The 25,548-nt window shown below is 35.7% G+C and carries 27 protein-coding genes and 2 pseudogenes; 26 read left to right on the plus strand and 3 right to left on the minus strand.

Annotated features, from left to right (window positions below; genetic code table 11):
• Positions 1-32: 32 nt before the first annotated feature.
• The 22 genes and pseudogenes from OPR21_RS02135 to OPR21_RS02240 all read left to right on the plus strand — a co-directional run bounded on the left by OPR21_RS02135 (position 33) and on the right by OPR21_RS02240 (position 18,640).
• Positions 33-1,253 (plus strand): DNA modification methylase, encoded by a 1,221-nt coding sequence (locus OPR21_RS02135; protein WP_265030099.1) that lies wholly within the window; start codon positions 33-35, stop codon positions 1,251-1,253.
• A 133-nt stretch (positions 1,254-1,386) separates the two neighbouring features.
• Positions 1,387-1,899 (plus strand): hypothetical protein, encoded by a 513-nt coding sequence (locus OPR21_RS02140; protein ID WP_265030100.1) that lies wholly within the window; start codon positions 1,387-1,389, stop codon positions 1,897-1,899.
• Between the two features lie 210 nt (positions 1,900-2,109).
• Positions 2,110-3,456, plus strand: a complete 1,347-nt coding sequence (locus OPR21_RS02145; RefSeq protein WP_174515809.1) for an IS110 family RNA-guided transposase — start codon at positions 2,110-2,112, stop codon at positions 3,454-3,456.
• A gap of 32 nt (positions 3,457-3,488) precedes the next feature.
• Positions 3,489-4,898, plus strand: coding sequence for a hypothetical protein (locus tag OPR21_RS02150; protein ID WP_265030101.1), 1,410 nt, complete (start codon positions 3,489-3,491; stop codon positions 4,896-4,898).
• A 142-nt stretch (positions 4,899-5,040) separates the two neighbouring features.
• Positions 5,041-5,833 (plus strand): IS5 family transposase gene (locus OPR21_RS02155; RefSeq protein ID WP_395460333.1). Its coding sequence is split into 2 segments (ribosomal slippage): positions 5,041-5,304 and positions 5,306-5,833, totalling 792 coding nucleotides; the frame shifts between segments, so codons are not numbered across the junction.
• Positions 5,834-5,947: 114 nt separating this feature from the next.
• Positions 5,948-6,430 (plus strand): hypothetical protein, encoded by a 483-nt coding sequence (locus OPR21_RS02160; RefSeq protein ID WP_015589000.1) that lies wholly within the window; start codon positions 5,948-5,950, stop codon positions 6,428-6,430.
• An 18-nt stretch (positions 6,431-6,448) separates the two neighbouring features.
• Positions 6,449-7,933: an ankyrin repeat domain-containing protein gene (locus tag OPR21_RS02165; RefSeq protein ID WP_015588999.1), complete on the plus strand. Its 1,485-nt coding sequence runs from the start codon at positions 6,449-6,451 to the stop codon at positions 7,931-7,933.
• Positions 7,930-9,756, plus strand: coding sequence for a phage terminase large subunit family protein (locus OPR21_RS02170; RefSeq protein ID WP_015588998.1), 1,827 nt, complete (start codon positions 7,930-7,932; stop codon positions 9,754-9,756). The genes OPR21_RS02165 and OPR21_RS02170 overlap by 4 nt, the downstream gene beginning before the upstream one ends.
• A 3-nt stretch (positions 9,757-9,759) precedes the next feature.
• A complete protein-coding gene (locus tag OPR21_RS02175; RefSeq protein WP_019236402.1) occupies positions 9,760-9,984 on the plus strand; it encodes a gpW family head-tail joining protein in 225 nt (74 codons plus the stop codon).
• A pseudogene (locus tag OPR21_RS02180) lies at positions 9,985-10,893 on the plus strand (phage portal protein); the annotation flags it as partial.
• A gap of 227 nt (positions 10,894-11,120) precedes the next feature.
• A complete protein-coding gene (locus OPR21_RS02185; RefSeq protein ID WP_265029711.1) occupies positions 11,121-12,068 on the plus strand; it encodes an IS110 family RNA-guided transposase in 948 nt (315 codons plus the stop codon).
• Between the two features lie 229 nt (positions 12,069-12,297).
• Positions 12,298-12,801: pseudogene (locus OPR21_RS02190) on the plus strand (phage portal protein); the annotation flags it as partial.
• Between the two features lie 14 nt (positions 12,802-12,815).
• Positions 12,816-13,859 carry a S49 family peptidase gene (locus OPR21_RS02195; protein WP_265030102.1) on the plus strand — a complete coding sequence of 348 codons (1,044 nt, stop codon included), beginning with the start codon at positions 12,816-12,818 and terminating at the stop codon, positions 13,857-13,859.
• 141 nt (positions 13,860-14,000) lie between these two features.
• A complete protein-coding gene (locus OPR21_RS02200; protein ID WP_265030103.1) occupies positions 14,001-14,372 on the plus strand; it encodes a head decoration protein in 372 nt (123 codons plus the stop codon).
• A 37-nt stretch (positions 14,373-14,409) separates the two neighbouring features.
• Positions 14,410-15,414 carry a major capsid protein gene (locus OPR21_RS02205; RefSeq protein WP_265030104.1) on the plus strand — a complete coding sequence of 335 codons (1,005 nt, stop codon included), beginning with the start codon at positions 14,410-14,412 and terminating at the stop codon, positions 15,412-15,414.
• Between the two features lie 96 nt (positions 15,415-15,510).
• The gene (locus OPR21_RS02210) at positions 15,511-15,828 is read left to right on the plus strand and encodes a head-tail joining protein (protein WP_265030105.1); all 318 of its coding nucleotides are present in this window, start codon (positions 15,511-15,513) and stop codon (positions 15,826-15,828) included.
• Positions 15,821-16,333: a phage tail protein gene (locus tag OPR21_RS02215; protein WP_406829255.1), complete on the plus strand. Its 513-nt coding sequence runs from the start codon at positions 15,821-15,823 to the stop codon at positions 16,331-16,333. The genes OPR21_RS02210 and OPR21_RS02215 overlap by 8 nt, the downstream gene beginning before the upstream one ends.
• Positions 16,333-16,806, plus strand: coding sequence for a hypothetical protein (locus OPR21_RS02220; protein ID WP_265030294.1), 474 nt, complete (start codon positions 16,333-16,335; stop codon positions 16,804-16,806). Before OPR21_RS02215 ends, OPR21_RS02220 begins: the two co-directional genes overlap by 1 nt.
• Positions 16,793-17,257 (plus strand): phage baseplate assembly protein V, encoded by a 465-nt coding sequence (locus tag OPR21_RS02225; protein WP_264687483.1) that lies wholly within the window; start codon positions 16,793-16,795, stop codon positions 17,255-17,257. The genes OPR21_RS02220 and OPR21_RS02225 overlap by 14 nt, the downstream gene beginning before the upstream one ends.
• Positions 17,254-17,508, plus strand: a complete 255-nt coding sequence (locus OPR21_RS02230; protein ID WP_265030106.1) for a PAAR domain-containing protein — start codon at positions 17,254-17,256, stop codon at positions 17,506-17,508. Before OPR21_RS02225 ends, OPR21_RS02230 begins: the two co-directional genes overlap by 4 nt.
• 2 nt (positions 17,509-17,510) lie before the next feature.
• On the plus strand, positions 17,511-17,846 hold the full coding sequence (locus OPR21_RS02235; protein WP_265030107.1) for a GPW/gp25 family protein: 336 nt from the start codon (positions 17,511-17,513) through the stop codon (positions 17,844-17,846).
• Between the two features lie 2 nt (positions 17,847-17,848).
• Complete coding sequence (locus OPR21_RS02240) at positions 17,849-18,640, plus strand: baseplate assembly protein (protein ID WP_265030108.1); 792 nt, start codon at positions 17,849-17,851, stop codon at positions 18,638-18,640.
• On the opposite strand, the gene OPR21_RS08525 is transcribed toward OPR21_RS02240, so the two are convergent.
• The 3 genes from OPR21_RS08525 to OPR21_RS02250 form a co-directional block, all read right to left on the minus strand.
• The gene (locus OPR21_RS08525) at positions 18,621-18,701 is read right to left on the minus strand and encodes an HU family DNA-binding protein (RefSeq protein WP_406829258.1); all 81 of its coding nucleotides are present in this window, start codon (positions 18,699-18,701) and stop codon (positions 18,621-18,623) included. The two genes, OPR21_RS02240 and OPR21_RS08525, sit on opposite strands and share 20 nt — an antisense overlap.
• Positions 18,702-18,865: 164 nt before the next feature.
• Positions 18,866-20,209, minus strand: a complete 1,344-nt coding sequence (tnpC, locus tag OPR21_RS02245) for an IS66 family transposase (protein WP_265022247.1) — start codon at positions 20,207-20,209, stop codon at positions 18,866-18,868.
• 258 nt (positions 20,210-20,467) lie between these two features.
• Positions 20,468-21,361: an Rpn family recombination-promoting nuclease/putative transposase gene (locus tag OPR21_RS02250; protein WP_265030109.1), complete on the minus strand. Its 894-nt coding sequence runs from the start codon at positions 21,359-21,361 to the stop codon at positions 20,468-20,470.
• Between the two features lie 121 nt (positions 21,362-21,482).
• On the opposite strand from OPR21_RS02250, the gene wmk (OPR21_RS02255) reads away from it, so the two are divergent.
• From wmk (OPR21_RS02255) to wmk (OPR21_RS02270), 4 genes are all read left to right on the plus strand, one after another.
• A complete protein-coding gene (gene wmk / locus OPR21_RS02255) occupies positions 21,483-22,409 on the plus strand; it encodes a WO male-killing family protein Wmk (protein WP_265030110.1) in 927 nt (308 codons plus the stop codon).
• 170 nt (positions 22,410-22,579) lie between these two features.
• The gene (locus tag OPR21_RS02260) at positions 22,580-23,236 is read left to right on the plus strand and encodes a JAB domain-containing protein (protein ID WP_265030111.1); all 657 of its coding nucleotides are present in this window, start codon (positions 22,580-22,582) and stop codon (positions 23,234-23,236) included.
• A gap of 99 nt (positions 23,237-23,335) precedes the next feature.
• Positions 23,336-24,559: a hypothetical protein gene (locus OPR21_RS02265; RefSeq protein WP_265030112.1), complete on the plus strand. Its 1,224-nt coding sequence runs from the start codon at positions 23,336-23,338 to the stop codon at positions 24,557-24,559.
• Positions 24,560-24,638: 79 nt separating this feature from the next.
• A complete protein-coding gene (wmk, locus tag OPR21_RS02270) occupies positions 24,639-25,544 on the plus strand; it encodes a WO male-killing family protein Wmk (protein ID WP_019236554.1) in 906 nt (301 codons plus the stop codon).
• Positions 25,545-25,548 lie beyond the last annotated feature (4 nt).

The raw sequence follows: 25,548 nt of genomic DNA on the forward strand, positions 1-25,548 counted from the left end.
ATTTTAAATATTAACTTTTTAATTATTAAGATATGAATTTAGCAATCCACTACTATCCTACTCGAAACCTAGTTGAATATGAGCGTAACCCACGTAAAAATGACGATGTGGTCAACAGAATGTGTGCTTCTATTCGAGAATTTGGCTTTCGTATACCAATAGTTGCAAAAAGTGATGGCACTGTGGTTGATGGTCATTTAAGACTTAAAGCAGCAAGAAAACTTGGTATGGAAAGTATACCAGTGGTCTTAAGTGATAATTTAAATGAACCACAAACTAAAGCTTTTCGATTACTGGCAAACCAATCAGCTAATTGGGCAAAGTGGGATGATGAGCTTTTGAAAGTAGAAATTCAAGAGTTAGAAGATTTACAGTTTGATCTTAAAATGACTGGATTTGAATTAGAAAAAGTTCAACATTTCCTTGATGATTTAGATAGTGAAAAAGAAGATTTTTCTGACTTGGTTGGTGATGACAAAAAGGTAGAAATAACAAAACCAGGTGATCTATGGATTTTAGGTGATCATCGAATCTATTGTGGTGATAGCTCTGTAGTTGAATCATATAAAGCGCTGTTAGATGATAAAATGGCAGACATTACTGTTTGTGATCCTCCATATAATGTTGATTATGGTAGCAGTCAAGAAAGAGAGGATAAAAAGATACTAAACGATAATCAAGGTGAAAAGTATGAGCTTTTTCTCTATGATACTTGTACTCATATTTTAGCATATACTAAAGGTGCAATTTACATCTGTGCATCATCATCAGAGTTTTCAACGTTGCAAAAAGCATTTGAGGAAGCGGGAGGAAAATGGTCAACTTTTATCATTTGGGCGAAGAATCACTTTACGCTAGGAAGATCAGATTATCAAAGACAATACGAAGCAATGCTTTATGGATGGAAAAGCGGCAATAAACGTGAGTGGCATGGCGGTAGAAATCAAAGTGATCTGTGGTTTTATGATAAGCCAATACATAACTCACTGCACCCAACAATGAAGCCAGTAGAGCTAATGGAGAGAGCAATAGTAAACAGCAGCAGATCAGGAGACATAGTACTTGATCCATTTAGCGGTTCTGGAAGTACACTGATTGCATGTGAGAGAACAGGAAGAATTTGTAGGACAATAGAGCTAGATTCAAAATTTGTAGATGTAACCATAAAACGTTGGCAAGTGTACACAGGTAGGGAAGCAATTCTTTCTGGTGCTGGTAAAACTTTTTCAGAGATTCAAGAAGAAAAACAGTAAGAAAAAAGTGGAAAAGATAACGCAAACAGAAATTTAGTAAGCCTTGGTAGTTGTAATATTAATTTACTGGTATATACCGTATTTTAATGAGTTTAGCGTAACAAATAACTTTGGATTAAATGTGGTGTACTCAATGAATCAAGAAAAGACGTCAGCTGGAGTAGTAACGTCGCAAACAAATAATGAAGCATCGTTTTCTGAAGAAGTAGAAAATAATGTTTCAAATTCTACACTATCTGTTAAGGAGAGAATTGAATTGTTTGAAAAAGGTACGAAGCAAGAACCTGACCTGAACACTGAATGCAAACTAGCTTCTTTAAATGTGATTAGCAATAGTAGCGATAGCAGTATTACAGCAAAAATAGACGAAGCAGGTGCTGATTTTTCAGTGAGTTGTTCTTCTTTAGTATTTGATGATGGTAAAGACATAGAGGACGAATTTAATGCAGTTTGTGAGGCAAATGGAATAGAATATAACCGTCCGTATTCTCTTGATCAGCTTGAGGCAGCATCCAACACATCTTCCAACCCCAAAATAGACAATACAAAAGAAATGCAAAAAGAGGAAGAGGATAAAGAATTAGGAGCGTCGAACAAGAAAAAAATCTTGTTAAACCGGAAAGAAACTATTTCTTCACTTCCATAGCAATTTTTATATATAATTTATCAAGAAGTACTTCTGCAGTTATAACCGACTGATCAATGGTGCTTAAGTGCCCGTTTAGGAGCGTGGTTTTGGAGGAACGGTTAAACCACTGATGGAGTCTATTATGACTACCTCGATTAGAAGATTGTATAATCTAACCGTCCCAAGCTTAAGTGCTTCTCCATTATAAGTTATAGTAGGATAATTACCATGATAAAGGCAAAAAGTAAACTAGAAATAGTGAATCCTGATACAGCAGGAATTGATATCGGCTCAGCTGTACATTATGTATGTGTACCTGAAGGAAGAGATGAACAACGTGTCAAAAAATTTGGATGCTTTACAGTTGATCTTCATAACTTAGCAGGGTGGTTAAAGAAATGTAAAGTTAGAACAGTAGCTATGGAATCAACAGGAGTATATTGGATTCCTTTGTTTCAAATACTTGAGTCATATGGATTTGAGGTAAAATTGGTAAATGCACGATATATTAAGAACGTGCCTGGTAGAAAATCCGACGTTCAAGACTGTCAATGGTTACAACAATTACACAGCTATGGATTACTCCATGGGTCGTTTAGACCTGATGATCAAATGTGTGTGTTGCGTAATTACGTTAGGCAACGTAGCAACCTGATTGAAAGTGCATCCACACATATTCTACGTATGCAAAAAGCGTTAATTCAAATGAACGTTCAATTACACAAAGTCATAAGTGATATTACTGGAGTGACCGGTATGCAAATTATCAAAGCAATAATTGAAGGTGAAAGGAATCCTGAAAAATTATCAGAATTGAGAGATGTACGGATAAGAAATGATAGATCTACCATGGCAAAAGCGCTAAAAGGCGACTACAGAAAGGAACTCTTATTTGTGTTAAAGCAAGAATTTGAATTGTATAATATTTATCAGGAAAAAATAGCAGAATGCGACAAAAGCATCGAACAATATTACAAAACATTTGAAACAAAATCTGACGAGAATAAGCGATGCAGCAAAATAAAGAATAGGTTTTCAAAAAACAGACCAGACTTTCCTTTACACGAAGAACTGTATAGAGTAACCGGTATTGATTTTACTAAAGTTCCTGGGCTTGATGTGCTAACTATACAAACAATTATCTCAGAAGTTGGTTTGAACCACGATAAATGGCCATCAGAGAAGCACTTTACTTCTTGGTTGGGGCTAAGTCCTGCTAATAAAGTTACAGGGGAAAAAGTATTTGGGACGAGAACTCGCAAAGTTATTGCTCGTGCTGCAAATGCTTTTAGGATGGCTGCCCAGTGTGTGTCAAGAAGCAACAGTGGGATTGGTGCATATTGCAGAAGGTTAAAAAAACGACTAGGAGCACCGAAAGCGATTACCGCTACGGCTAGGAAATTGGCGTGCATTTTTTATAGTATGCTAAAGTATGGACAGGAATATGTAGAGAAGGGCATTGATTACTATGAAAAGTTATATAAGGAAAAAATAGTGAAGACTCTAAGCAAAAAAGCTAGTGAATTTGGTTATGTCTTGATTAAAAAAGAGCTACTAGCAGAAAGAGTTTCTTAGAAGATAAACCAAAGCCGTTACCTAGGAATGGAATGTTGGAGAAGGACAATATTAGAAATGTAGCTCCACCTTCACCTAGAACAGCAGAAAATCATCGGTTGAGTATTATTCAGGATATTGCACCACCAAAGCTACCACATTCTTCTTTCCAATTAAATGGAGAAAAATGTGATGAGCAAGAAGCTATAGGAGAACCTATGTATGCAACTATAGACAAAAATAAAAAATTCTCGAAAAGAGGTTTAGATGGTGAAATAAACGATCAAAGTCCGGAGATGGAAAAGTCAAATTCTGAAGAAACATCAATTAAGAAAGGATCAGAAGATATAATTGGTGAACCTGTAGATCTGAATACAAAATTTTTAAAAAAGAGTTTGGAAGGAAGTGATAGTGGAATAGACAATAGAAGTGCAGAGATGACAAGATCAAATTCTCAAGTAACAGAAATGAGTGAGTCTTGTGGCAATCAAGGATGGGAGAATATGTCATTAAATCATGATAGTCCAGTTACACTTTCAACTAGCTCATCAGAAAAAAGTGATAATGAAGAAACCCCGTTAATTAAAAAAGAAAAGAAAACAAATAGAATTTTGCCAAGAGTAAAATATGCAGTGCAGCAGAAGGAATTTATAATTTTCGGTATAGCTGCTGTTGCACTTAGCGTTTCTGCAGCTTTGGTATATTTACAGGATAAAGCACAATTTATTGCATTTTTTGCAAACAGTGTCATCTATGTAACTATACCAATTCTAGCTGTTGCATTATTGGTTGCAATTAGTCCGATATTTTGTGGAATAAAGCAATTTAGAGATACTGAAGAGTGTCAAATAGGGAGAAAGAATGCGAATGAAACTTTGAATCAGGTGCGAGAGTATCAATCAAAAGATAAAGTAATAAAATCAGTCAAACTGGAATACGGCAATGGTACTCATTCGCATTTTACACTTAACGCTTGGGAGGGTAAGAACAACTTCATTAATATTGACGACAAAGTCATTAGTAGAAGAAATAAAGTAGAATCAGTAATCAAAGATAGGCCATTATTTACAGCATTATTAAGCAGTTTGGTTGCTGCAAATATAGTATTGCCTTTATTACTGTATGTAGAAGGTGGTATTAATAGTGTACAGAAGTTTTACCAGAACGCTTTGATTAATAACGTAGGGTTATCACTACTTATAGGCTCGAGTATACTTGCACTATCAGTGATATTCCTTGGAGTACATTACTACAGAAAAACAAATTGCACAAATCTTGTATATTGTGAGGAAAGAATTGAACCAGAAAAAGTTAATGGAAAGTTCATTGAGGAAATAAAGGAAGCAAGGACAAAAGCGCTTGAAGAAAACCATAGTAAAGATGCCAAATGCAGCAGTTTAACGCTAGAGCAAGTAGTGGTTGAATCTCATAACTACAAAGATGCAATTTATAGTATTAGTTGAAAATGGCCAAATTTCACTATGTAAAAAGAAAGCAGCTATAAACCGGAGTACTTCGCTCTATATTAGTAAAATATCTCTAAGAACCTGTACATGATCTCAAGAAAAGGATAAATTAAGAGATAGTGAATATAGATTAGGATATATGAGAAGTTTATACCCAAGCGACATAAGTCGAGAAAAATTCAAGATTATTCTACCAGATCTAGAGTCCTGCAGAAGAAAGACAAAGCCAAGAAAGCTTGATTTATATGAAGTATTCTGTGCAGTATTGTATGTCTTAAAAAGTGGCTGCCAGTGGAGAATGTTGCCACAAGAATTCCCAAGATGGAGAAGTTGTTACGACTACTTTAAAAAATGGAGTGAAAAACCAAGCGAAGACAAAAAAAGTACTTTGGAATGTGTGTTAAAAAAAATTAGTTGGCGTGGTCCGACAAAACAATGGTCAGAAAGAGAAAACCAGTTTCTGTATAATTGATGCTCAGAGCGTAAAAAATGCAGATACTGCTCAAAATAAGGGCTACGACGCTGGTAAAAAGATTTCAGGAATAAAACGCCATATTGCAGTTGATACTGAAGGTTTACCACACGCAATTTATATCACAACAGCAGAAATAACTGACCGTAGCAGTGCTGTAAAAATGATCGAAAATGCAAGAGAAAACCTCTCTGAAGTCCAAAATATACTGGTTGATGCGGGTTATACGGGAGAAAAATTTGCAACTCAAATAAAAGATATTATTGGAGCAACTGTTGAAGTGATAAAGCGCAGCGAATTACACACCTTTGCTGTATTGCCGAAAAGATGGGTTGTTGAGAGATCTTTTGCTTGGTTGGAAAAATGTAGGCGATTGTGGAAAAATTGCGAGCGGAAACTCAATACTAGCCTGCAAATGGTTGTTCTAGCCTTTACTGCTTTACTCCTGAAAAGATTATGAACAGGCTCTAAGACGCCGGCAAGTATAAACAGGTAGGAAATTGCTGATACTGGCAAAACCTTTTCAGAGATTCAAGAAGAAAATTCGTAGAAACAAGAGAGAGGAGAAAAAAAAGTGAAAATCACACAAACAGAATGGGCAAGAGAGATAGGAGTATCAAAGCAATATGTCTGTTATTTAGTAAAAAAAGGAATAGTTGAGTTGGAGGATGGTTTGATCAATAGAGAACAAGCAAATGAAGCGGTGGCAGCAATAAGAGATCCAAGTCAGCCACTTAGGAGGAAAAATCCAGAAAACGAAAATACAAATAACCTTTCTACAATGTTGCTAAAAACGCGAATAAAAAATGAAATGGAGCGAGGAAGGTTGCTAGAAGCAAAGGCAAAAGCTGAAATAGGAGAACTTGTAGCAGTAGAGGAAGTAAAAAGTGAGGCATTTAACGTAGCAAGAGTTGTACGTAATAATTTGCTTAATGTTCCAAATAGAGTTTCAGCACTGCTTGCATCACTGAGTGACACTGAAAAAATTCACGAGACGCTAACTGAAGAGATTACAAACTCACTTGAAGAATTATCTAACGCTAAATTTAAAATATAAAAAGATTTTGAATACAAAATGGCTGATAACTTAAGTTTAGAGTTAATAAAGTGTTTAATCAATCAACCTGGATTAGATGTTAATGTCAGAGGGTTAAACGGAAAAACTCCACTGCATTGCGCTATAGAGTTTGATGAATTAAGCATGGTAGATTTGTTACTCACGAAGAAGAACATTAATCCTTTTGTGGAAGATAATGAAGGTAAAACATCTCTTGATTACGCCAAAGAAGGGAAAAAAGCAGAAATATTACAAGCACTAATTAATAACAAGTACGGGTCAGAACAAGATAGCTTACTTCATTTAGCTGCAATGATAGGTGAAATTAATGCAGTGAGATATTTGATCAGAAAAGGTATTGACGTTAATGTACGAAATGCTTTGCACCATACTCCATTACATCTAGCAGCAGGCATAGGACATGCAGAAGTTGTAAAGATTTTGATAAGAGAAGGAAAAGCTGAAATAGATGTCTTTGATGCACGAAATCAGACACCAATGCACTATGCAGTTAATAATAAAAAGTTGGAGATAGTAAAGTTACTGCTGAAGCTTGGAGCAGATGTGAATAGTGCACGCATGGGACAAAACTCAATGAAATTGTCACCTGTGCATATAGCTGTAAGTAATGCTAATTACGATGAAAGAGACTTATGTCTTGATATCCTCAAATCCTTAATAAAGGAGCCTAATGCTCAAGTAAATTTGCAAGACTACGAAAATAAAACACCACTACATTATGCTGAAAGACTAAAAACAATAGAAGTTTTACTAACGCGAGAAGATATAGACCCTCTGGTAAAAGACGATAGCGGTAAAACACCATTTGATTACGCTAAACCTGAGATAAAGAAGGCTTTGATGAGTAATAAATACGGTTCTGAAAAGAATAGTCTACTCCATTTAGCTGCACAAAGAGGAGAAATTGAGATTGTAGATGCAATTTTAAGAGAAGAAATCGATATTGATATTGTAAATAATAAAGGTTTATCACCGGTTTACCTTGCTGCGGAAAAAGGGCATTTACATGTAGTAAAGTTATTGCTGAAAAAAGGAGCAAATTATACACCTGTTTTACATTTAGCAATTAAATCAAACAATTTAGAGTTACTTAAAGTTTTGTTTACTGAAAAAAATGGGTCTTTGCTCTGCAGAGATACCGTTGTTAATTTTCCAACCCTTCATAATAAATATATAGCACAGAGAGAAATAGCAGATAAAAGGACGAAAAAACATAATAATATTATCTGCATCTATACTACAGTCAGCGCAATAGCAGTAGCAGTATATATAGGGTTGATAACAACAACAATAAGCAGTGCAATCATTTTTGCAACAATAACAGGGGTATTTGCGCTTGTTATAGCAATAATGATAAGTGAGATGAGCAAAAGATATATAGAAAAGGAATTTCAGAAAAAGATGTTTATGGAATTGGATGAGTGTAGTTCTATTGTTAATGATGTCGAGATAGAACCAGTTATGAGTAGATGCAGACAATGATATACGCTACATCTTTTTCTGAAGGTTTAAGGCCAGATCCCCAGCTTAAAGTATCAGAGTGGGCGAATGAGTATCGAGTTTTAGCGCCAACTGCAGCATCAGAGCCAGGTAAATGGAGAACAGAAAGAACTCCTTATTTAAAAGAAATAATGGATTCACTATCACCATCTTCACCTGCAGAAAAAGTAGTATTCATGAAAGGAGCGCAGATTGGGGGAACAGAAGCTGGCAACAATTGGATTGGCTATATCATCGATCAAACACCAGGTCCAATGCTGGTAGTACAGCCAACAGTTGAAATGGGAAAACGTTGGTCGAAGGGAAGATTTGCACCGTTAATAGAGAGTACACCATGTTTAAAAAGTAAAGTAAAAGACCCAAGGTCAAGAGATTCAGGGAATACTGTACAAAGTAAGGAGTTTCCAGGTGGAATAGTAGTAATAACTGGAGCGAATAGTAGTGTAGGACTGAGATCTATGCCAGTAAAATATCTCTTTCTTGATGAAATAGATGCCTACCCAGGAGATTCAGGAGGAGAAGGAGATCCAGTACTGCTCAGTATTGCTCGAACTAATACATTTGCAAGGCGAAAGATTTTTTTAGTATCGACACCAACGATTCATGGAATAAGCAGAATTGAGAAAGAATTTGAAGCAACAGATAAGAGATATTTTTTTGTTCCCTGTCCGTATTGTAATTACTATCAAGTTCTAAAATGGTCACAAATAAAATGGGAAGATAAAAATCCAAGTACAGCACACTATATATGTATAGAATGTGGTGAAAAGATAGAAAATCATCAAAAGACAGAGATGCTTGAACGTGGAGAATGGAGAGCTACAAATCAAGTACACAATAGCAAAGTAATAGGATTTCACCTTTCAAGTCTTTATAGCCCAGTTGGGTGGTATAGTTGGCAACAAGCAGTAGAGGATTTTCTGCATGCAAAGGAAAGTGAACAATTACTGAAAGTTTGGATCAACACAACGCTTGGAGAAACCTGGGTAGATAAAGGAGAAGTACCTGATTGGAAGCAATTATTTAACAGGAGAGAATTTTTTCAGATTGGCACAGTACCAAGGAGAGAAGTGGTACTTACTGCAGGAGTAGATGTCCAAAAAGATCGTCTAGAGGTGGAAGTTGTAGCATGGGGAAAAAGTCGTGAAAGTTGGTCAATAGACTACCGAGTATTTGAAGGAGATACAGGAAGTAGAGAAGTATGGAAAAAGCTTTCGGAGCTCCTCAATCATCATTTTATTGGTGAAAATGGGCTTGAATATATGATAAGTATGATGGCGGTTGATGCAGGGTATGCAACGCAGGAAGTTTACAACTGGGTGAGAAGTCATCAAGGGTCTGGAAGAGTAATGGCAGTGAAAGGTGTAAATAAAGCACTAGTGCCGCTGAGCAGCCCAAGTAGAGTAGATATAACAGTTGGAGGGCAAAAGCTGAAAAGAGGAATAAAGCTCTGGCCAGTCGGAGTATCGATATTAAAGTCAGAGCTTTTTCAATTACTTAATATTTTAAAAGAAGGTGAAGAAACACCGCCAGGGTATTGTCATTTTCCCGAGTATGCACCTGAGTATTTTAAGCAACTAACGGCAGAGCAATTAGTCAGCAAAGTAGTAAAAGGATATACCAAACAAGAGTGGCAAAAGGTAAGAGAAAGAAATGAAGTACTAGATTGCCGAATTTATGCAAGAGCAGCATCGATAGCACTGGGAATAGACAGATGGCCAGAGAGTAAATGGAATAGTTTAAGTGAAAAACCGGAAAGTAAAAAATCAAAGAAAATAGTCAAAAGCAAATGGATCAGCAAGTAATAAATGTATAACGAAGATTATTTAATTCAAGTCGAAGAAGCGATAAAGAAGCTGCAAAACGGAGAGCGAGTAGTATCAATTGCATATGGTGATCATGTGGTAAGATATGCAGAAGTAGATATAAATGATTTACTAAACTTAAGACAACGAATTAAAGCTGAGCTAAAGATTGCTGGAGTGGAGCCAAAGAGGAAAATTATTTTTTCAACGAGTAAAGGAATTTTATAAATGCTACTAAAAACCTTCAAACAATTATTCAACAAGCCAAAAATCAAAAGTTCAGCCTGGGATGCAGCAGGCTCAGGAAGAAGATTTTTTCACTTTCAACCAGAGTTAGGAAGTATAAACAATTTGCTGTCTCAAAGCCTTGAAACTTTACGTAGTAGATCACGTGATATGGTGAGAAAAAATCCTTACGCTGCAAATATAATTGATACGATAGTAAGTAACTCTATTGGAACAGGAATAAAACCACAATCAAAAGCAAGAGATGGAGAATTTCGAAAGAAGGTGCAAGAATTATGGCTAAGATGGACAGATGAAGCAGACAGTAGTGGAGTAAGTGATTTTTATGGATTACAAGCTCTAGTATGCAGAAGTATGATAGAGGGAGGAGAATGTTTTGTACGTTTAAGAACGAGAAAGCTGGAAGATAGATTTTCTGTACCACTACAACTGCAAGTACTTGAGTCTGAACATTTAGACAATAAAACAAATCAAACTTTAGCAAATGGTAATGTAATAAGAAACGGGATTGAGTTTAACAAGCTTGGGCAAAGAGAAGCATATTACTTATTTAGAGAACATCCAGGCGAAGGCTCATTTGGAGAATCAGTAAGAGTACCAGCAAATGATGTTTTACATATTTATAGACCACTAAGACCTGGGCAAATTAGAGGAGAGCCATGGCTTTCGAGTATACTGCTAAAGCTCTATGAACTTGATCAATATGATGATGCAGAATTAGTACGAAAAAAGACTGCAGCAATGTTTGCGGGATTTATTACGAGACTTGATCCAGAAGCAAATATCATGGGAGAAGGTGAAGCAAGTGAGCAAGGAGTAGCACTATCTGGCCTGGAACCTGGAACAATGCAGCTTTTAGACCCAGGAGAGGACATAAAATTTTCAGAGCCATTGTAAGTTAAAAATGTGATATAAAAGAGATAAGAGGGAAAGATAACCCTACTCACTATAGGAATAGGGCTATCACGGGCATGTGCGACCGAAGAGCCATTGGTATTACAACCGTTCAGATCAAGGTACACTAGCCCCATCTCTCGATACGTTTGAATAGTTGCATGGGACATATGTATGCACCCGTTTACAATCTTAAATTAATTAAACTATCGAGGTTATTTATTATGATTACATCTTATCAAAATTTCATTGGAATTGATATCGGAAAATTTAAAAATGTTGCCGCAACTCACAACCAAAAGAGCACTATCAAGTTTGACAATGATGCTACTGGTTGGCAACAGTTGTTTCAAAAATTTTCAGATATCCTACCTAATTCTCTAGTAACTTTGGAAAACACTGGAAAATATGAGCTTGGCTTAGCACATTTTCTTGTTGATAAGAATGTTGCTGTACATCGAGCTAATACTCGCAAAGTAAAAAGCTTTGTCATATCTCATGGAACTTTAGCAAAGTCTGATCAATCAGATGCAAGAGCTCTTGCTCAATATGGATGTGAACGCTATAGTACTCTATCTCTATTTGTGCCTATGTCAAAAGAACAAACAGCCTTAGTTGCACTTTGTCAACGACGTGATGACATTACACAAATGAGAGTTCAAGAGAAATGTAGACTGAAAGCACCTGAAAACGAGCATATAAAAGAAAGTTGCCAAAAAACCATTGACTTTTTTAACGGTCAGATAAATGAGATCAATAATGCAATACAAAAAATCATTGATGAAAATCTAGAGTTACAAAAGCGCCAAAAAATACTTAGAACAGTACCGGGAATAGGTATCAAGTTATCTCAAGATTTTGTATGCCTGATGCCAGAACTTGGCTACTTAAACAAAAAAGAAGTTGCAAGTCTTGCTGGAGTTGCCCCGCATCCAAAAGAAAGCGGTAAAACTATTGGTTACCGAAGGATAACAGGTGGTAGAAGCAATGTTCGTGCAAAGCTTTTTACTGCTGCTATGGCTGCTGCAAAGTCTAAATCTGTACTTGGTGCTTTTTATTCTGATCTCATTGGTAGAGGTAAAAAAAAGATGGTAGCTATAACAGCTCTAATGCGTAAAATTATAGTGATTGCTAATGCAAGACTTAAAGAAGCAGTCAACGTAAATTTTTAAAATCTGCATAGAAAATAGGTTGATGAATATGTGCGCCCACACAAATTTAAAGCACATATTCATCAACCATACGGTCTAAGCAGTGGTAGTTGTTTGATATAAATTTCTTTCTGTAGTAAACTAGGGTTTTTGTTACCAAAAATACATTTTTTAATTGAATAAAAATACAAAGTTATAAACAAGAGTTGTAATAAAACTAAATTCAAAAAATTTAAAAAAACATAGTTGATCAGATGTTGGAGGAAGTTATGAAGCGTTTATGAGACAGCAACTGAGGGCAATAGCAATAGGTACAGGAATAACATATGAGCAGCTAACAGGAGATTTAACAAGCGTTAATTATTCATCCATTCGGGCAGGGTTGATAGAGTTTCGCAGAAGGTGCGCAATGTTACAGCATAACGTGATAGTGTTCCAGTTTTGTAGACCTATTTGGAATAGATGGCTAGAATTAGCAGTGTTTTGTGGAGAACTGAGTATAGATGAAAAAGTAGTAAAAGCAGCGAAAGAAGAAGTAAAATGGATACCACAGGGATTTGATTGGGTGGATCCACTGAAAGACCAGCAAGCACAGCAAATGGCAGTAAGAAATGGATTTAAGAGTCGCTCAGAAGTAGTATCAGAAATGGGTTACGATGTAGAAGAAATAGATCAAGAAATAGCAGAAGATCAAAAGCGTGCTGATTCTTTCAACCTTCTCTTTGATTCTGATGTCAGAACACAAACAAAATAAATCTCATTTACATTATGAAAATTTTACAAACCAACTGGATGTGCAAACCGATGATGATAGAGCAAAAAAGCTTTGACTTGTTGTCGCTATATAACGGAAAACAGACTATATTTAAAAATATAAAACATGCAATAAATCAAAATATAGCAAGAACAGCAATAATACCAATACATGGAATTTTGACCAAAAAACCAGGTGCGTTTGATGAAATGCTCGGGATGACATCATATGAGCAAATAGAAGAACAAATTACACAAGGATTAGCAGATAGTAGTATAGAGACAATTATACTGGAAATAGATAGCCCAGGAGGAGAAGTAAACGGTATTTTCGACTTGGCTGATTTTATTTATGAATCAAGAACAAAAAAGAGAATTATTGCAATAGCAAATGATGATGCATATTCTGCTGCGTACGCTATAGCCTCTAGCGCTGAAAAGGTACTTGTGAGTAGAACTTCAGGAGTAGGAAGTATAGGAGTAATAGCAAGTCATATAGATCAAAGTGGATTTGATGAAAAATGTGGAATAAAATATACCACAGTATTTGCAGGAAGTAGAAAAAACGATTTAAATCCGCATGAGCCAATAACGTCTGAAAGTCTGGGAAGCTTACAAAAAGAAGTAGACCGACTATATGAAATGTTTGTGCAGCTAATAGCAAGGAACAGAGGTCTTTCAATTGAAAAGATTCGATCAACAGAGGCAGGGCTATATTTTGGGGAGAAAGCAGTAGAAATAGGTGTTGCAGATGGAGTTACAACATTTTTTGAATTTATCAATAATCATAAAAGTAGGAGTGTTAGTATGACAACTAATGAGTTAACTGAGGAGAACTATCGTAGAGAAATTTTAGAGATAATAAGATTATGTAATATATCAAAGACGCCAGAAAAGATAGGAGAATTTATTGAGCAAAGCGTAAGTGTTGAGCAAGCCAGGGAAGTTTTAATGGAACTGCTAGCAGAGCGAACGAAGAAGACAGAGATACTGAGTGCAATACCACAGAATTCAGGAGAAGAGTTGATGATACAGGTAGCGAAAAGTCGGTGCATTTAAATTTTATAACTGCCATATATAGTGCTCTGCGGTAAATAAGTGTCTAAAATGCGCCATAATGGCTAGTTATAAGGTAATAACCGCGGTGTATAGCAGTTATAAACACGGCGGTAAAAAAATAAAAAAAGGAGAGAAAAAGACATGATAAGTATAACTGAAGGAAATAATTTAGGCGATCTTCTGAAATATGAAGTGTCCAATCTATATTCAAGAGACCAAATAACAGTAGCTAAAGGTCAAAATCTTAAGCTTGGTGGAGTAGTTGCCAAAAAGACGGAAGATGGTTTTATTAGAGTACTGAGTCCCACTGGAACAGATGGCACACAAACAGCGATAGGTGTAATAGCAAGCGATGTAAATGCGACAGAAAATGCCAAAGCAGTAATTATTACTCGTGGTGCAATACTAGCAGATCATGCAGTGGTGTGGCCAGCAAATATCACTGAAGAACAGAAAGCTGAAGCAATAAAGCAACTTGAAGCACGAGGAATCATTATCCGCAAGGGAGCTTAAAAAAACTATTAAAAATACAAAAGGGGGAAAAGAAAAAATGCAAAATCCATTTACAAATACAGCATTTAGCATGACGGCACTAACAAATGCGATGAATATATTGCCGATAAATTATGGACGAGTTGAAAATCTAAATTTGTTTCCAAGTAGGTCAGTAAGATTTAGACATATCACCATAGAAGAACATAATGGAGTATTGAGTTTACTGCCAACACAAGTTCCAGGAGCACCAGCAACAATAGGAAAACGTGGCAAAAGAAAGGTAAGAACATTTACGGTTCCACATATTCCACATGATGATGTAGTCCTGCCAGAAGAAGTGCAAGGAATAAGGGCATTTGGATCAGAGAGTGAACTGAAAGCGCTGGCAGATGTAATAACCGATCATTTGCAATTGATGAGAAACAAACATGCAATAACATTAGAGCATTTGCGAATGGGAGCGCTGAAAGGGATTATTCTAGACGCAGATGGCAGTGAATTATTAAATCTGTACAACGAATTTGAAATAACACCAAAAGTAGTAAATTTTGCACTAGGAACAGCAACAACTGATGTAAAGCGTAAGTGTCTGGAAGTACTCCGGCATATAGAAGATAATCTAAGTGGTGAATATATGACAGGAGTTCATGCCTTGGTAAGCCCTGAGTTTTTTGATGCACTAACTTCACATACTAAAGTGAAAGAAGCATACGAGAGATGGCAAGAAGGAGCAGCGCTTCGAAATGATATGAGGTCAGGATTTACGTTTTGTGGTATAACATTTGAGGAATATAGAGGGCAAGCAACTGACCCTGAAGGAACCGTGAGAAGATTTATTGAGAAAGATACAGGGCACTGTTTTCCAGTAGGAACAGCAAGCACATTTACGACATATTTTGCACCAGCAGATTTTAATGAAACGGTAAACACACTAGGACAACCACTTTATGCAAAACAAGAGCCAAGAAGATTTGATAGAGGAACAGATTTACATACGCAGTCAAATCCATTGCCAATGTGCCATAGACCTGGCGTATTAGTAAAAGTCGCTATAGCATAACATACTGGTAGAGTAATTACAAGTTGGTGAGGCACAGAACGACTCTACCGGTATGCGCTTTCTTAGCATGTAAAGGTTAGTATATCAAAAAGAAATATGCAAGAGAATATTAAGCGATTATTGGAGGATTGTTTTAAGCATCTAGGAGTGGAAGCCATATATTGTAATCGAAATAAGGAGGGTATTCGTAGAATAAAAGTGCTAATAAAACGTCCTGAGACTACGTACTCTCTAGGTGCAGATGGAGCATTAACTCAGCAAATTGCTTCTGTAGAAATACGTGATCAGGACGTTACTTCCTTTAGCATAGGCGATTATATCAAGATTGAAAAAAGGTTCTACAAGATTTTTGAACCACTGTTAAAAGATTCTTCGAGTGAAATATGGAAAATTGAAGCAATAGAAAGTGTTTGATATTAAAATTAGTAACAATATTAATGAAATAATCTCCACTATTGAAAGAAAAGAGCAGAAAATAAAACTGGCAACTATAAAAGCGTTAAACAAAACGGCACTATGGTTAAAAGCGCAAGCAGCTAAGGAAATCAGTGAGGAAAAGCAGATAAAATTAAGTTTGATAAGAAAGAGATTAAGAATTTTTAAGGCGAAAACTAGCAGATTAGAAGTGTCAATTAGAGCAAATCTCTATGACATTAGAGCATCGACAATTGGCAAAATACAAAAAACAAGAAGAGGATCGAAAGTAGGAAAGCATGAGTTTATAGGAGGATTTGCAGCAGTTATGCCAAAAGGAAATAGCGGTATTTTTAAACGTGAAGGAAGAGCAGCATTACCAATAAAGGAAGTTAAGTTGCCACTCGAACCTGAGGCTTCAAGAATAATAGGGAATCTTGTTAATTATGAAGTTGAGAAAGTCTTTACAAAATTTTTTAAACGTGAATTGAGCTGCAGAGTATGATGAATTGGAAGGATTTGCATAATGCAATTTGTACTACATTAAAGAAAGAAATATCAGCAATTCAAACTTGTGAAATTTATCCATCGATAAGAAAAGAATTATTAGCGCCAGCGGTGTTTATAGAATTATCAAGTCTAGAGCAAGGAAAAGATCCAGGAACAGAGGAGCTGGCGCTAAGAGCAAAATTTGAAGCACGAATTGTGATTGATAGCACAATCGAAAATGCTTCTCTTATTGTCAGAACATTAGCTGCTGAGGTTGCGAAAGTAGTAAATAAAAATACTTGGAACGTGAAAAATGTTTCACCAGGAGAATTTATATCAGGAGGAGGAGATGATTTTAGGCCAGAGCTCGATGCATATTTAGTGTGGTTAGTGGAGTGGACTCATGAAGTGCATGTGGGTAAATCAGTATGGTCAACTGGCATAATGCCACATGTTATTGAGATAGGTGAAGTGCATGTTAGAACATAGTTTTGCAATTTCAGAGCTAAATAGAAAATTAGCGAATATTATCCGTATTGGATTGGTGAAAGAAGTAGATTATGAAAAAGCAAAAGTAAGAGTAAAAATAGGAGAATTTTTAACAGATTATTTACCATGGATAACGAGCAAAGCAGGAAAAGATAGAGATTGGTCTCCGCCAGATATCAATGAACAAGTTGTGGTATTTTCTCCTCTTGGTGAATTATCGTTAGGAGTAGTGTTAGCAGGAATATACCAGGAAAAGTACCCTACACTCGAGAATAAAAAAGAAATAAATAGTGTGAAGTTTCAGGATGGAACAAGACTGTTATATGATAAAGAGAAGCATCATTTAGAGATTGAAGTAGTGGACAAAATAACACTGAAGGCTGGAGGATCGAGTATAGAAATGACAAAAAGTGGAATAAAACTGAAAGCAGAAAGGATCGACTTAAATTGAACAAAGGAATAGTGAGGTTAGGAGACTACTGTGGAGAAGCTATACCACATTTCTGCATTAGCGGCAGTAACAATGTTTTTGTAAATGGTAAGCAAATTTGCAGGCAAAGAGATAGTTTTAGTGAAGGAAAAATATTAATAGAAGGATCTAAAACAGTATTTGCCAATGGGTTTGGTATAGGAAGAGTTGGTGATCTTGTCTCTTGTGGATTTAAAGTAATAAAAGGCAGTGAAAGCGTTTTTGCAAAATAGAAATGAAGGGTATGGATGCTAAAACAGGAAAAGCGTTAGAAGGAATAGAGCACTTAAAGCAATCGATAATTGATATACTGACCACTCCAGTAAACAGTAGAATCATGAGGAGAGATTATGGCTCAAGATTATTTGAATTGGTGGATAAGCCAATAAATAGGGATTTAACTTTAGAAATCTATGCAGCAACAGCAGAAGCACTGGGGAAATTTGAGAAGAGATTTAAGTTAGAAAAAGTAAAGATTGCTGAAGCTAAAGAAGGAAAAATGACTCTTGTACTTGAAGGTATGTATCTTTCAGAAGGCAAATTCATAGGTATTAGTGGAATAGTTGTTTAGAAATGCAGACATCTAATATTATTGAAAAACTAAGCTATGAGGAAATCTTTTCCAGAATGAAGGAGGAGTTAGTGTGTAGAGATGAAACCTTTTCAGGATTAGTAGAGTCGGATCCAGCAATAAAGATTCTGGAGGTAGCAGCATGGAGAGAACTTTTGCTTAGAGAAAGAATAAATGAAGCAGTAAAGAGCAATTTACTAAAATTTGCGAAAGGAGAAGATCTTGATAATTTAGCTGAATTTTATGGAGTAGAGAGAGAAAAAGAAGAAGAGGACGAACGATTTAGAAAGAGGGTAAAAGCAAAAATAGCAGGTTGGTCAACAGGAGGAAGTAAGGAATATTATAAATATCATGCACTGTCAGCAGATAGTAGAGTAAAAGATGCACTAGTAGAATCACCTATACCAGGAAAAGTACAAATTTCAATTTTATCAACACAAACTGGCATAGCATTAGAAGAGCTACTGGAAATTGTAAAAAAGCAGGTTACTAGAGATGATATAAGGGTTTTAACCGATACAGTAACAGTAATTGGCTGCAATATTATGGAAATAGATATCCACAGTAGAATGAGCATAAGTCCTATAATATCAGAGGAAGAAATCAAGAAGCAGTTCATTAAGAAGTTTGAAGCAAATAGAAGACTGGGATGGAATGTTACAAGATCATGGATAATAGCGAATCTATTTGTAGATGGTGTAGAAAACGTAGAATTAATCGAGCCAAAAGAAGATGTTGTGGTTCTGGGGAATGAGTGTGCGGTGCTTAGCTACGTCAAGTTAGATAGGATTTAAAACGTATTTTTTTGTTTTGTGGAATCGTAAAAGTTTCACCAGTGAGGGGATTGCGTGCAATAAGTGGTTTACTGGATAAAAATGACCAATGTTAGGGAGACGAAAGTATTGATTCTCTTCCAGGAGTTGTAACTTGTTTTTTAAAGTATGGATAATATGGTCAAATATTATGGAAAGTGTTTTCGATATTAAGCACATCTGTAACCGTTCACGGAATATTCCCAATTAGGCAGGAATAGCGACTAAATTCTGTAGTTTCTGGACAGGATTCTGATCATTCAAACGTGCAGTCAAAAATATCGAAAGCATTCTTTCAATGAACTTTTCTCCACGTTCTGACCAAGTGAAAAAACTATTTTTACGATAAATGACGTACCGTCTAGCCTGACGTTCTGCAAGGTTATTGGTTGTCTCGATCAGATCAGGATTGCGCACGAATCTCCACATCATATCTTCAGAACGTAGTATATTGGCAGCCATTCTCGAGGCCTGAGTTCCTTTTGCAACCCTTGTTATCTCTCGCAAAAAATGTTTCACCCTTTTTCGAATCTTCCTCATTAACCGGAAAAATCTTAAATTGTCTATCAGGTTTTGTTTACGTGCTCTATCTACCACAAATACCCTGTTGCTCAGCGATTTTAATGCTGCGCCAATTCTGCTCACTTCAACATTTTTACTGTAAAAAAACCTTTCAAAGTCCCTTGCTAAATGGGCCCAGCATATCTGTCTGTTTTCACGATTAAAGTAATTATACGCAGCATACCTATCGCTTATAACTATTCCATCATACTCTGGCAATAGCCCTTTTAATATCTTCTTTCCGCGAGATCCAACTAACTTCATAAGTGTTGCTGTTTTATTCGTTACTACCCAACTCCAACCTTTCTTTCCCTGGTTCCTATGGCTTGTTTCATCTATATGTAAATACTTGCTTTTCCGTAGCTCTTCTCTTATTTTTTCGTATTCAGATATACATTTTTCTGATACTCTACCCTCGGTCTTTGATACCAAACCTAGGCTTATATTCAGATTAAATATGCTGCTCAAAATTTGCTGTACTTCCCTTTTTGAATTGATAAAAAATCCACTAAAACTGCTAATTACTGCTTTTGCATTAGCTCCTAAAAGATCCCTTGTCACACCTTCAGGCAGACTAGCTGAGATCCTTTTCTTACACGCCTTACAGTAGCCTTTTTGTAGCCTATATTCAGTCACTATCGGTTTAATTTTTGGCAATTCAACCTTTTGATGCACAGTTTCTTCTTCTAAAATAACTTGGCTTCCACACATGCAAATTGTATCAATTGAACATTTTACCACCTCATCTGCTACCATCAATTCCCGCTTGTGCGCTTCATGTCCTGGCTGCCCGCCTGGTTTTTTATCGCTCTTCTTTTTTGTCTTTTTGCGATATACATCTTGCGATGGTGGCAGCGATGAATTTTTTGAATTTAAACCCAGCTTATCCTCTAGCTCAATTATTTTTGTCCTTAACTTATCATTCTCTGCTTTCAGAGTACCAACTTCTGACTCCAATACCACAATCTTTTCTTGTAGCACCTCTATCATCAACCCCTCATCTATCTAGTTTATTGTTTTTTATACTAATTATGCAATTTTTGTAAACTACTTTCTTATACCGTGAATGGACAAAGTTGATAAGCCTAAACGCCATCATGTCTTTAGGAGAGTCTGCTAATGAAGGCTCTTAAGTTGACGCCATTGCGTGAACGGTTACGTTTTAGATAGTTCATTAGACTCTTAATTAAGGGGTATGTCTAACTTAGGAAAGATTTTCATCAATGTTGAAGTGGATAAGTAGGAATATTATGTTTTTTCTTTGAGTTGTGAAATTTCAGAATGAGAGAGACCGGTAATTTGAGCTATAACATCAATAGAGACACCGGCCTTGAGTGAGTTTTTTGCAACTTCGATTTTTTCTTCTTGCCTACCTTCTTGTCTACCTTTTTCTTGACCAACTCTAAGACCCTCATCAAATTTTTGAGCAAAAGCAGCAATCTCATCCATTATGCGTTTTTTCATTTGTTCATATGCTAGTAACTCTTCTTCTGACCAATTAAACTTATTCATCTCTTCATAAGCTCGTTTTATTATTACGTCACTACCAACTATCTTATCTAGATCCTCTTCCCTTGTTTCTCCTGCATAGCGAAAAAAGTAACACCATTTTTCTACTATATTTTCTAGTTGGTCTTCTTTTGTCTTTGTAAATTTTGGTAGTTCTATGAATACGAAGTAAAAATCCTTTAAGTCATGTTCAAAGCTATTTTGATCTAAAATGACATGATTAGATTTGTACTCAGCCTTATCTGGAAAAATAATACAATCAGCAACAGCAATAAAGATAATTTCTTTGAGGTTATGATAATCATCACCTTGATCAGCTTGACTTGAGTAGGCTTTGGCAGCATAATATTGAGCACGTTTTTCGAAGCCCTTGGTCTTAGTGAACTGCATCTCTATAATGTATCTTGAACCTTGAGAGTCTTTACAAAGAACATCGACAATACTTTGCTTTTTAGCGGCAATCTCAGGATCCAAAATGGTAGCTAAGAATTCAACATCGTGAATAGCAGCTAAGCCAGTAAAGCCTAAAATATCGTTCAAGAAATGAATGAGAATATCTTTGTTTTTCTCAGTGCCAAATATTCTTTTGAAGGCATAATCGTTGCGTGCATCAAGAAATTTAGAAAAAGCCATGATAAATTAACCTAGAAAGCATTAATAATTATACACAATTGTGAAGAAATATTCAACTAAAATGCAAACATTTTGTATATCTTTATTTGGTAGTATTAACCTATATAATATCTATTTCTGTATGGCAAAGCATACTACTGTTTCCATAAGGTACCAAATAGCACAAAAAGTAAGGAGCTGGAGGTTAAAGCGAGGTTACACTCAAAAAGATTTAGCGGGAAAAATTGGCGTAACGTATCAAGTAGTACTACAATATGAAAAAGGAATACGTAAAATTTCGATTGAGAAATTGTATGCTATAGCAGAAGTGTTATCGGTTGGCATCATAGATCTTGTTCCTGTATCAAGTGAAAAAATTTGCCTTAAAAACGAAGAAGAGGAAATATTAAATCTAGTAAGAAAATATAAAATAATTAATGATCAAGAGTTGCGCAAGGTGTTTTACTTGCTAACAAAATTTACCCGAGTTGGTGAGAAAAGTAGTAAAAAAACAGAGAGAATAAAAATTGCAAAAGGTCTGGTTAAAGCAGGAGTTTCTGTTGATACTGTTTCAAAAACAATTGGTCTGTCTGCTGATGAATGTGTTGAAGAAAAAACGGGTTCTATCTACTACCAAATAGGAAAAAAGATAAAGGAGTGGAGGGCAGTACGGGAGTATACTCAAAAGGATTTGGCTGAGAAAATGGATACAACACGTGATGAAATAAGCAACTATGAGCAAGGACGTGTGGCCATTCCACTGGAAAAATTATATGCAATAGCAGAAACATTATCGATTAGTATTACAGATCTACTAATAGAGGAAGATGAAGGTAGTAGAGTGGAAAATGAGCTACCTGATTTGATTAAAGAATACAAAGAAATTGAGAGCCAAGAACTACGTAATGCACTAATAAAATCTTTGTTTGAAGGCATACGGATTTGTGAAGAAAAAGTGAGGAAAGCGGAAAGAATCAAAGTTGCAAAGGATTTAGTAAAAGGAGGAATTTCTATTGATATTATTTTGCAAGCGGTAGGCATCTCTTTAGACGAAATTCAACAGATTTAAAATAAAGAAATTAGCAATTATTAATATTTTTACCTATTCATGAAAAAATAAGTAAAAAAGATTGAGAAATTGATTTGACTTCACTGAAAAGCTATGGCTTTATGCCAATGCTGATAAAAAACAGCAGTAAATATATAAAAAAAGTTTGTTGTTAGTGAAAGGTAAATTATATGAATAAAAGTAAAGAAGAAATCGAATTCAGAATATTAGAAAGCAAAGGCAAAGCACTACTTGATCGTGAAATAATGGAAACATTTCTAAGTGCAGTGCATGAAAGGCCACAAGCTCAAGAAATTGCTAAAAATTTGGTGAATAGCTATACGGGAGTAGGAAGGATTTTAGGACGAGAAATGGATGACCTGAAAGTTATAGAAGGAGTAACTGATTCTGCAGTAGCAATGATTATGTGTGTTAAGGAAACACTAGAAAGGGTACTGAGAGAAAAGCTCAAAAGTGAGCCAATAATGGACTTACAAGGGCTAGTAGAGTACTTAAACGTAAGTATAGGACACTCAGAAAGGGAATGTGTAAAAATACTGTACTTGAATAAAAGGCGCCAATTAATCGGAGAAGAATCCTATATTGGTGAAATGGAAAAAGCACCAGTATACATAAAGGAAATTATAAGAAAAGCATTAATAAAGAATGCAACATTAGTAATAATGTCACACAACCACCCTGGGGGAAGTTTAGAACCTTCAGAAGAAGATCAAGAAGTAACAAAGAGCTTAGCAGCAGCATGTAGTACTGTAAGCGTTAGATTATTTGATCATATTATCATTACAAGTGGGGGCTATTTTAGTTTTAGAGAAAGTGGATTGTTATAGCAGAAAGTATTTGCAAATCTACTCACTATAATTTATAATAAGTAATACAGTGTATAATAACTATACACTTAGAAAGTATATTTAATAGCGGAGGCTAATATGAATAATAAAATAATTGTACCTTTTAGTGATAAAGAGGGGGGTGTTTACGAGTTAAACGTTGATCTTGATAGATTATCAAAAGGTGAGATGTTAAATGCTATTGTAGGAATTGGTCGTACTAGCCAGCAGCCTACCTTTGTGAGCAAAATTAATAATGCTAAAAAGCTTGGAGATAAAGAAGTAGTACCTTTCCCTGGTAGAGAAGTTCGCGAAAACCAAATCAACTATGGGAAAGGATTTGACTATATTTATGGCACAAAACCTTTGAGTAATCAAGCAGATTATCCAGAAGGGTTAAATCCATTTGCTTCAGCTTTGCAAAAAATAAAGCCAAGTATAAGCGAAAGCGAAAAGTTGAGCTGGTTTAAGAGTGCTGTGGTAGAGGCAAAAAACGTAAATGAATTGCACAAAGTTATAGACAAAGTACTAGCTTCTGGAGCAAGGCTAAATGCATGTAATGATGGAGAATGGAGCTTCGCGGAATATGTGATACTGGGCACACATTTTCATAAATTTGATAAGGCTGATCGTAAAAAGCTAATACGTAAATTAATGCTAAGTGGTGCAGAGTTTCATGATACTCTACTGCAGAATAAACTGATAGGTGAAATCTATAATGAGCTACAGCCAGAAGTTCAGCCACAGATAGATAAGCAACTAGAAGAGCTAGAGGAAGCTGGCGAAAATGCTGTGCAAGAAGGAGAATTAATAGATGTTGAGATAGATAATACAACATCGTATATAGAATTTTCTGGGAATAGTAAGGTAGAGGTAGCCAAAATACTGGAAGCAAACAGAAAGTTAGGAAGTAATATCTTAAAATTTGGTAATGATGCAGTTGAAGTTAAAAGTGAGAAGGGAGGTATAAGAAACTATACCGATATTTCAGATGGCAGCTCTATCATGTTAGAATTTCCTACAAGCATTGGTAAGCTAAATATTATATTGTACCACGATGTAAAAAAATATGATCAAGTACAAGTCAGAATAGAAAACAAGGAAATGTGGGCTGAACTACAACAAAGAGGAGAAGAAATAGGAAAAAATTGTCTTTTTGCTGGAGTAAAACTTAAAGAAGCAGTAGAAAAGGGAAGTTTTATGAGGTGTGGCATATGGAATAGCAAGCAGCTTATGAAGGAGGTTGATAGCCCAAGTGAAAAATTGTTTTCATGGGCAGACAAAGTACGTGAAAATAGTAAAGAAACTTGTAGGGCACTTTAATTTAAAGGTTCCAGAGTCTGGCTATTATATCTGGAGCCTTTGAGCTATAATAGAAAATATTATATGCAAGGTTCTTTTTGTGGAAAAAAGTCTAGATTATAAAGTGGGAGAAAAATTAAAAAGCTGGAGGTTAGAGCGAGGGTACACTCAGAAAGATTTAGCAGAGAAAATTGGTGTAAAATACTGGGTGATATTGCAATATGAGAAAGGGAATCGTAGAGTTCCAATTGAAAGGTTGTATGCTATAACTGAGGCACTATCAATCAGTATTACGGATCTTATTCCTGTATCAAAAAGCTGTCTTGAAGATGAAGAAGAAATATTAAATCTAGTAAGAGAATATAAAAAGATTAACGATCAGGAGTTACGTAAGATGTTTTGTTTGCTAACCAAATTTGTCCAAGTTAGTGAGAAAAGTAGTAGAAAATCGGAAAAAATAAAAATTGCAAAGAGTCTGGTTAAAGCAGGAGTTTCTGTTGATATTGTTGCAAAAACAATTGGTCTGTCTGCTGATGAATGTGTTGAAGAAAAAGTTGGTTCTATCTACTACCAAATAGGCAAAAAGATAAAGGAATGGAGACTAGTGAGAGAGTATACTCAAAAGGATTTAGCGGAGAAAATGAGTACAACACGTGACGAAATAAGCAACTATGAACAAGGACGCGTAGCTACTCCACTGGGAAAATTATATGAGATAGCAGAAACATTATCGATTAGTATTACAGATCTACTAACAGAGGAAGATGAAGGTAGTAAAGTGGAAAATGAGCTACCGAATTTGATTAAAGAATACAAAGAAATTGAGAGCCAAGAACTACGTCATGCACTAATAAAATCTTTGTTTGAAGGGATACGTATTTGTGAGGAGAAAGTGAGAGAGATAGAAAGGATTAAAGTTGCAAAGGATCTAGTAAAAGGGGGAATTTCTATTGATACTATTTTGCAAGCGGTAGGTTTATCTATTGATATGGTTTTAGATGGATAGCTCG

The sequence above is a fragment of the Wolbachia endosymbiont (group A) of Philonthus cognatus genome (assembly GCF_947251755.1).
Lineage (GTDB): Bacteria > Pseudomonadota > Alphaproteobacteria > Rickettsiales > Anaplasmataceae > Wolbachia > Wolbachia pipientis.

Excerpts from the sequence above, each read along its gene's own strand:
- OPR21_RS02145 (WP_174515809.1), top strand. The coding sequence starts at position 2,110 with ATGATAAAGGCAAAAAGTAAACTAGAAATAGTGAATCCTGATACAGCA.
- OPR21_RS02220 (WP_265030294.1), top strand. The coding sequence starts at position 16,333 with ATGAATTGGAAGGATTTGCATAATGCAATTTGTACTACATTAAAGAAA.
- OPR21_RS02260 (WP_265030111.1), top strand. The coding sequence starts at position 22,580 with ATGAATAAAAGTAAAGAAGAAATCGAATTCAGAATATTAGAAAGCAAA.
- OPR21_RS02235 (WP_265030107.1), top strand. The coding sequence starts at position 17,511 with ATGAAGGGTATGGATGCTAAAACAGGAAAAGCGTTAGAAGGAATAGAG.
- OPR21_RS02240 (WP_265030108.1), top strand. The coding sequence starts at position 17,849 with ATGCAGACATCTAATATTATTGAAAAACTAAGCTATGAGGAAATCTTT.
- OPR21_RS02175 (WP_019236402.1), top strand. The coding sequence starts at position 9,760 with ATGTATAACGAAGATTATTTAATTCAAGTCGAAGAAGCGATAAAGAAG.
- OPR21_RS02210 (WP_265030105.1), top strand. The coding sequence starts at position 15,511 with ATGCAAGAGAATATTAAGCGATTATTGGAGGATTGTTTTAAGCATCTA.
- OPR21_RS02185 (WP_265029711.1), top strand. The coding sequence starts at position 11,121 with ATGATTACATCTTATCAAAATTTCATTGGAATTGATATCGGAAAATTT.
- OPR21_RS02195 (WP_265030102.1), top strand. The coding sequence starts at position 12,816 with ATGAAAATTTTACAAACCAACTGGATGTGCAAACCGATGATGATAGAG.
- OPR21_RS02135 (WP_265030099.1), top strand. The coding sequence starts at position 33 with ATGAATTTAGCAATCCACTACTATCCTACTCGAAACCTAGTTGAATAT.
- OPR21_RS02205 (WP_265030104.1), top strand. The coding sequence starts at position 14,410 with ATGCAAAATCCATTTACAAATACAGCATTTAGCATGACGGCACTAACA.
- tnpC (WP_265022247.1), bottom strand. The coding sequence starts at position 20,209 with ATGATAGAGGTGCTACAAGAAAAGATTGTGGTATTGGAGTCAGAAGTT.
- OPR21_RS02265 (WP_265030112.1), top strand. The coding sequence starts at position 23,336 with ATGAATAATAAAATAATTGTACCTTTTAGTGATAAAGAGGGGGGTGTT.
- OPR21_RS02170 (WP_015588998.1), top strand. The coding sequence starts at position 7,930 with ATGATATACGCTACATCTTTTTCTGAAGGTTTAAGGCCAGATCCCCAG.
- OPR21_RS02250 (WP_265030109.1), bottom strand. The coding sequence starts at position 21,361 with ATGGCTTTTTCTAAATTTCTTGATGCACGCAACGATTATGCCTTCAAA.
- OPR21_RS02140 (WP_265030100.1), top strand. The coding sequence starts at position 1,387 with ATGAATCAAGAAAAGACGTCAGCTGGAGTAGTAACGTCGCAAACAAAT.
- OPR21_RS02225 (WP_264687483.1), top strand. The coding sequence starts at position 16,793 with ATGTTAGAACATAGTTTTGCAATTTCAGAGCTAAATAGAAAATTAGCG.
- OPR21_RS02200 (WP_265030103.1), top strand. The coding sequence starts at position 14,001 with ATGATAAGTATAACTGAAGGAAATAATTTAGGCGATCTTCTGAAATAT.
- wmk (WP_265030110.1), top strand. The coding sequence starts at position 21,483 with ATGGCAAAGCATACTACTGTTTCCATAAGGTACCAAATAGCACAAAAA.
- OPR21_RS02150 (WP_265030101.1), top strand. The coding sequence starts at position 3,489 with ATGTTGGAGAAGGACAATATTAGAAATGTAGCTCCACCTTCACCTAGA.
- OPR21_RS02165 (WP_015588999.1), top strand. The coding sequence starts at position 6,449 with ATGGCTGATAACTTAAGTTTAGAGTTAATAAAGTGTTTAATCAATCAA.